This is a genomic window from Pseudochrobactrum sp. AO18b (assembly GCF_000409565.1).
Lineage (GTDB): Bacteria > Pseudomonadota > Alphaproteobacteria > Rhizobiales > Rhizobiaceae > Pseudochrobactrum > Pseudochrobactrum saccharolyticum.
Genome location: NZ_ANNO01000017.1, coordinates 22,651 through 29,556, shown reverse-complemented (window position 1 = coordinate 29,556; position 6,906 = coordinate 22,651). Strand labels below are relative to the sequence as shown.

Genomic DNA, 6,906 nt, shown 5'->3' with positions numbered 1-6,906 from the left:
CCCCCTTTTTATGTCTGCAGGTCACAATTGAGAAATGACATGAGTAATTTGTTCGCCGTCTTCTTTGGTGAAACTGATAGCCGGATTTTCCAGAAGATCGAGAACAAGCTCTGACGGACGACAAAGCGCAGCGCCACGTGGTGACACGACAATCGGTCTGTTCATCAGGATGGGATGCTGCACAATGAAACCGAGCAACTGATCGTCAGACCATTTGAGATTTGCCAGATCCAGTTCCGCAAAAGGTGTCCCTTTTTCCCGCAATAAATCACGCACCGGGATTTTCATGGTTGCAAGAAGCTCTGACAGTTGTTCTTTGGAAGGCGGTGTTTGCAAATATTCAATAATCTCAGGTTCTTCACCGCTGGCGCGGATCATGGCGAGTGTATTGCGTGAAGTACCGCATGCAGGGTTATGATAAATTGTAACGGACATCAGAGATTGACCTGCCTTGGTTCGATCATTGCCTTACATATACCAGTTTTTTGGCCGGTTAATCATCTTGATCATTAAAGCATAAGATGCCCTAATATCGGGATCAACGCATCCGATAATCGGTGTAAGCAACGATACTTAACTTGTTGAATTTTTATCTGAGAAATACCATCAAAATGCTTCTGGCGGAGAGAGCGGGATTCGTTTCTTTGGTGTCGTATCTTTAATTCATTGATTTTAATATGTAAATTATAATAGCAATATGTGTTTTTGTACCATATTTTGTACCAAATTTGTTGCGTCTTAATTAGGCTGATACGTAGTTATGGTTAGAAAATGGTTGTCCGATATCATGGCGATAAGCAACAAGACCACCGCCTTTACCTGCGCTGTAATCGACGCAAATGACGTTGGAAGATAATGGTTTCGGTTTGCCTGTTAACCAGTAGTGGCCAATGAAAAGCAAGTTATCTTCATTGTAACGATGAGCATCAAGGTTTGGGATTGTATCCCTTGGCACGGTTTGGGTTATGGCTTCCGGCAAAAGTGCAAGGGATACATAATCATTATGGGTGTTGTCCCAGCATTTTACACGTGCAGATTGGAGCAATTACTTTATTGGGGACACGCTTTTTGATGAATAAGACATTTACATTTATCCAATTTTTGTATTCTAAAATATAGATGCCACCAATTATGCGTTGCTAATGTATCGAAGATGAGAAAAAATAGATGTGATAAAGACTATTAAAATGTCTTATGATCCGTAGCGCAAATAGGTGAGAACCGCGCTTAGGTTTCATCGCATTTAAAAGGTTTGTTTGAATTAAACTGATATCCTATATTCTATTTTCCGCTTTGGTTAACCTATTCTTGTTTCCCACCGTATTCGCTCAAGCCGAAACGGCTCAGGCTACGCCGCCGCTGGCTACCTATGTCGGGAAATATGTGTCCGACATCAACGTATGTTTATAAACGCACGTGCGGCGGCGTACGAAGCAGAGAACAATACTGAAATAGCCATTCAACGCTTGCTGGATTGAACGGTGACAAGCGCTGAAATGCTGAACTGGGTAGCAACAGGACCAGCCCAAGGATTTATCGGATTTGGAACAATGTTTCTGGATAAAAAGAGATAACTGATGTTGTCAATAATCAGATTATGGTGAAAGCCAATGGGTTTAATCCGGTTTCAAGCTTTTAGCTTTGCAACTTTGAGTATGTGATATCTTTAACTAATGACGAAAAGCGACGATTGACGATTTTGGTGGTCCGTTTACTTTAGAACACAAAGACGGCTTGCCGTCCTCCAGAGCCTTGTTGTGAGGTGACCGTTTCAAGTGGTAACAAAATGCTGATGGGCGAATATTTCCGTATTGGCGCTGGGATTGAGGACTACATCATGCATAAAATACTATATTACATCGTCGCACTGACTTTCTTACCATCAAGTGTAATGGCCGGAAACCTTTCGGAAAACATGGAGAAACGCGTGTTAACCGAGCTTGCAAACCGAAGTGGTATTCCGGTTAGTGATTTGCAACTTATGCTCGACGATTGTGAATTAAATAAGCGCAATATGAACCTGTGTGCATTTCAGCGTGCTATTCAGGCGGAATTGTTGCTGGGTGATGCGATCAAAATGACTGGTGCTAAGACAGATAGCGACTATGCTGCGTGGAAGAAACAGCTTCAGGCTCGCTGTCATGCGGATGCTGATAAAGAAACTGGGAGTGGCGCAATTTTACCGAAGATAATTTCTGAATGCAAAGAACTAGCTATGTTGGCAGAGCGCTATACGATTTTGGGGGCAGAAAGCTTTCCGCCGCCACCGCAGCCGCCACATAAATGGGATTAATATCTGATTTTGGGTTTGATTATACGTAGTTTTTTGATCATATGCTTTTTTACATTGCCAAGCTTCGCTGATGATCCGCTGCGCATAGCAGACTGGCGCTATAATCTTGAAGGCACATCTCGTGAAACTGTTGGCAATAAAACGCGGCACAAATTAGCAATCAAATGATTAGAATAGCTGAAATTCAATGTGAATTTTCAGAGCAAAATTAATTGGTGGCGATGAATATTCATTGAAAGCATAATGCGAGCCACTTGAAATACGTGCAGAATTTTTGAATGAAGCACGGCTTAAAATACTTGCGTCGGACAGGTTTCATTTCGATGATGGCTTGAAATTACGTTCATATATGCTTTTCCCTACGCAAAAATAGTGTATTTCAACACTTTTATACAGTGCTTCTGTTGCAGTGTTCAGCTTTTATATCAAACAAAGCTTGCGCCAGCCAACCTGCCGAACAGGCCAGAATGGTTCCGCCGAAAGCGTCAATAAATTGATGACGATAAAGCTGCAAAATGGAAACCGCAATCGCTATGCCTCAAATGGGGATTATAAGATTGCGTAAGGGGCAGTCTTTTTGCCAGATAATGCGAATGGCCAACATTGGGACCGTGAAATGCACAAATGGTCGACAACTTAATAGTGAATTATAACTCTAAGCATGTATGCTCTGACAGTGGTTTGGCTATGCGAAAGCCTGTGGATTATCCGCTATCGTCTTGATTATCTGCTGTATTGGCAGGAACAAGGCGGCAACCGCTGCTTGATCCTGGTTAGCGTGATCTGGGAAATCATAGCAACGGGACAGTCATCCATAGTTGACTATCAGGCTCTGCAATATTGTGATAACTCACTACATTTATGGTTGTAAATAGCAGATTTTGCATTTGCCTGTCAGGTATCACGCTTGGGCTTCAACAAACTGCGAATGGCTTTGGCGTGGCCTTGCCAAAGCTTGAATTTCATCAGGTGGTCAGGGTCTTAAGTAAATGACGTATGGTCATTTGCTCTGATGCGGATAGGCCAGAAGGCGGATATTCTACTTTCTGGCCGCATCAGAATATGGCGGAAAGCCTTAACGCTTAACCACTTCGCTATCTTCATGGACAATGCGGTAGTTGTCTTGCAGGTCGAGTACATAAGTGAAATTCGAGGTTCCACTGGACTGCTTGTTGCGATCAGGACTGGATACTGTGTAATCATAAAGACCATAGACTGCACACAGGCCATTTTCACATTTGGCTTTCAGCGAGCTTTCATCAACAACAAAACGTCTGACCGGCCAGCGGCTGAAATAGCTGTTTTTATCCTGCAAAATTTCTGCTTTATGGCGCCGTTTTTTGAAGTAATCGACAGTATCGGCGTAATATTCATTCACGAATGCCATCGCATCATCATTATTGGCACTGCCGGTCTGGATCATGAGGGCGGCAACATTCATGGCCTTATCCTCATCATTCATTGCCGGCATGGCGCTTGGTGCATTGTGCTGTTGCTGAGGATTGGCATTGGTATCACCTGGGCGGGCGGCTTGTTGCGGTGCCTGAGCCGGACTGGCCGGATTGTTATGGCGCGGAACAGTACCATTTCCGTTATTGGGTTGCGCTGAGGCAACTTGGGTTTCACCGGTACGGTTGATGCCGTATTTCACCACTTCCTGCGGGCTGAAATAATACATATCCTTGGCTGGTGTGCTGAACATAATGCCCAGCACATCGGCTGATACGCCATATTTGGGCAAGGTCGCGACAATATCGGACACACCAAATTGCGCTTGTTCGCCGCTGAGTTCCGGTGCAGAAATCTGATGAACGCCAAGTCGGCCATCGGCAACACGGTTTTTGCCCGCAAAGAACACAAAGGAACAGGCGGAAGCGCAATAGGAATCCGGCGGAATATAAGTATTCATGCCCCTCTCATAAACTTCTTCTGCAATAACCAGCCCTATATGAACCAAACCACCGGGATTGTTGCTCAAAATCAGCGTGTTAATAGCAGGGTTCTCGCGCAATGCTTTTTTTAGATTGAGCAGGTCATTCGCGCCCACCTGACCGGCATAAATGAGAAGCTCAGGCTTGTCCGGAAAGAAGAAAAATGGTCCGTAGCGTTCGAAATTGGCTTCTTGCTGTTGTGGTGCCTGTGCGCTTACCATAGCCGTGCCGGAGAGTGAGAAGGCGAGGCAAACACTCGCTAATAATGACTTGTAATTAATCATGACCCAGTTGCCCCCCTATTATTCCAATCCGTTCGGATAAGGCTCGATCGCATCGGCCCGTACCCAGCCTTGCGGACAAGATGAAATTTCACCGTTCTTAAAATGCTTACAACTTTCCATAATCGTGCGGTAAGGCTCCGACAATGGTGCAGAGACGCGGCATAAAACATCCACTCCGTCGCATTTGCCAAATCTATCAATCGGCATTGCCATGATGAAATATTCTGCGTCTGAAATGCCGGCTTTGGCTGTTGCCTTGATGCAAACAAGCTGATCCTCGGCCAGACTGGCGACGACATTCTGATCACTGCCGCCAGCGCGCGCGGTGAGCTTGGCGGGCCCCCCATAAATAGCGCCATAATAAGGTGCAACCGCACAATCGCTGTGAATGGTGACCTGGTAATTTCCGGCAGTACAGTCGAGGCCCTTATTATCGCTGCATTGAATGCCGGATTGTTCCAGAAGCTGGCTCAGTTTCGCACCTTCCAGATCACCATCTGCTGCACCAGCCATCGCTGACAAAGGCTGGAAAAGGCTCAAGGCCGTGGCTACGATTAGAGCCGACGTGATTTTAACGGTCGTTTTTATGTTCATAGCTGACATGTCTTTTTCTTATCAAAACCATCGAGGACGAAAACCAGTGCCATGCCAAATTGCATAGCATTGACGTTGCAGCCTTCAACAGGAACCATGGTGCCGCCTTTGTCTGCATCGGTAATTTCGCCATGCACAAAGCTTTGCAGGGATGTCGAATTTTTTGCTTTTACTTGTAAGGCCTGAAAGCGCAACGGATCAGATTTTCCGCTATCAATCAATATCGTGGTGCCTTCTGCTTCCGGCAGGAAGTTGGCAAGATAAATCGTGCAGCCTTTATGCGTGTCGGTGGTTTTGCAAGCCTCCGCATAGTCCTGGAACAAATAATCAGACATGAGTGCAAACGCGTCGCGGGTGACCTGACGGGCTTCCTCATTATCAGGAACAAAAACGGCCTGATTGATAAAGTCATCACGCAGTTTTAGTCCTTGCTCAGGTGTGATGACATGAGCAGGCACGGAGAGAGCCTTGGGTTTTTCAGGCAGCAGAGTGCCCATGATTTTTGCAAGATCAGGCTTATCAACGGCTGCCTCTCTCAATTGTTTCAGTGCTGCTTTACTGGGCTCGCTCCATTTCATCAGCTGTTTCACATTGTTTTCAGTAAAACGCGGATCGCCTGACAGCGCCATCGCAACCTGTTGTTGAGCAGCAATACGCAATGGCGAGAGAGCATCAGTCAAAGCCAGAGCAAAGATGCAGTAAACCGGAAGCACCATAATAAGATTGATGCATCGTAAACGCTGTGCCCAGACTGTCCCGCCGGTAAGCGCCCAGAGATAGGCAAATCCGTATATGAGACCGATAGCTGTGAGGTAAATGAATGTGACATCAATCGGCACCAGGCCAAAATTTTGAAAATCACCGTAGAGCAGCCATGAGGTCAGGAAGCCGAAAAGCAGAACAGCAATCGCTGCGACTTTACCGAGCTTGTCGAAACCACCTTGCAGGTGCTCTGCTTCATTACGCTCGGCAATGATAGTCGCTATAATGGAGCAGCTTAACATTGCCCATAAGGTAAGGCTGATTGAAAACTGGGAGTCGGAGTCCGATTCCGTGCCAAAAAATACGATGAGCATCATCAGCGCCATGAGCGGCAATAATAGCTGAGGCCCTATCAGATGAGCAATGAAACGCGATCTTGGCGATGTAAAAGACGGCTCAAGGCGGTCTGTTAATATGGCAATGACACCTGCTATCGCGCCAGCAATGAGCCAGGGAATGAAGCGCATCAGTTCTGGATCGACATTATCTGTGCCGATGCCAGAGGCGGTGGAATAAATAGCGACCCAAAACAGGCTGGCAAGTGCTCCGAAGACGCGCCAGCAAATATTCCATGCGGATTGATAGATGATGGCATAATCAAAATGACGGGTCTGCGCATAAGCAACGAAAAACGGCAGTGGCAATAGGATGATCATCAGCATGGGGGTTGTATTCACCGTTTGCCCCGAATATTCGCCGGTGAGAATTCCGCTTGTGGCAAAAAAAGCTAACACACTGATGATGAGGCCGTTGAGAATAGCACCGGCAATGACCCATGGCAGCCGTATCATTCCGGCTGTCGCAAGAATAGTCAGTACAGCAGCAGCAAAGCCGTAGCCAAAAACATTATTTACGTTCTGATCAGCGATTATGCTGCTGACATCAAGTAAACCGAAGATGCCTCCAAGGATTAAACCTGATAGTAATATTAGCACATTTTTTTGCATGCCTATCCTTGATTCGTTGTTTAAAAATATCAAGCTTTATTCTATACACCTGGTGTGCCAATCTGAATACTTGATGATTAAACTATAGATACATA

The 6,906-nt window shown here is 45.7% G+C and carries 5 protein-coding genes; 1 reads left to right on the top strand and 4 read right to left on the bottom strand.

Annotated elements, in window-relative coordinates; all coding sequences use genetic code 11:
* Nucleotides 1–21: 21 nt before the first annotated feature.
* A complete protein-coding gene (gene arsC / locus A918_RS0100940; RefSeq protein WP_022709239.1) occupies nucleotides 22–435 on the bottom strand; it encodes an arsenate reductase (glutaredoxin) in 414 nt (137 codons plus the stop codon).
* A 1,351-nt stretch (nucleotides 436–1,786) separates the two neighbouring features.
* Between arsC and A918_RS0100935 the strand changes: the two genes are divergently transcribed.
* Nucleotides 1,787–2,293, top strand: a complete 507-nt coding sequence (locus A918_RS0100935) for a hypothetical protein (RefSeq protein ID WP_022709238.1) — start codon at nucleotides 1,787–1,789, stop codon at nucleotides 2,291–2,293.
* A 1,075-nt stretch (nucleotides 2,294–3,368) separates the two neighbouring features.
* Here A918_RS0100935 and A918_RS0100930 read toward each other — a convergent pair.
* The 3 genes from A918_RS0100930 to A918_RS0100920 are packed head-to-tail and all read right to left on the bottom strand — an operon-like array spanning nucleotide 3,369 to nucleotide 6,844.
* Nucleotides 3,369–4,508: a hypothetical protein gene (locus A918_RS0100930; RefSeq protein WP_028233217.1), complete on the bottom strand. Its 1,140-nt coding sequence runs from the start codon at nucleotides 4,506–4,508 to the stop codon at nucleotides 3,369–3,371.
* 18 nt (nucleotides 4,509–4,526) lie between these two features.
* Complete coding sequence (locus A918_RS0100925) at nucleotides 4,527–5,102, bottom strand: hypothetical protein (protein WP_156831360.1); 576 nt, start codon at nucleotides 5,100–5,102, stop codon at nucleotides 4,527–4,529.
* Complete coding sequence (locus A918_RS0100920; RefSeq protein WP_156831359.1) at nucleotides 5,099–6,844, bottom strand: hypothetical protein; 1,746 nt, start codon at nucleotides 6,842–6,844, stop codon at nucleotides 5,099–5,101. The genes A918_RS0100925 and A918_RS0100920 overlap by 4 nt, the downstream gene beginning before the upstream one ends.
* Nucleotides 6,845–6,906 lie beyond the last annotated feature (62 nt).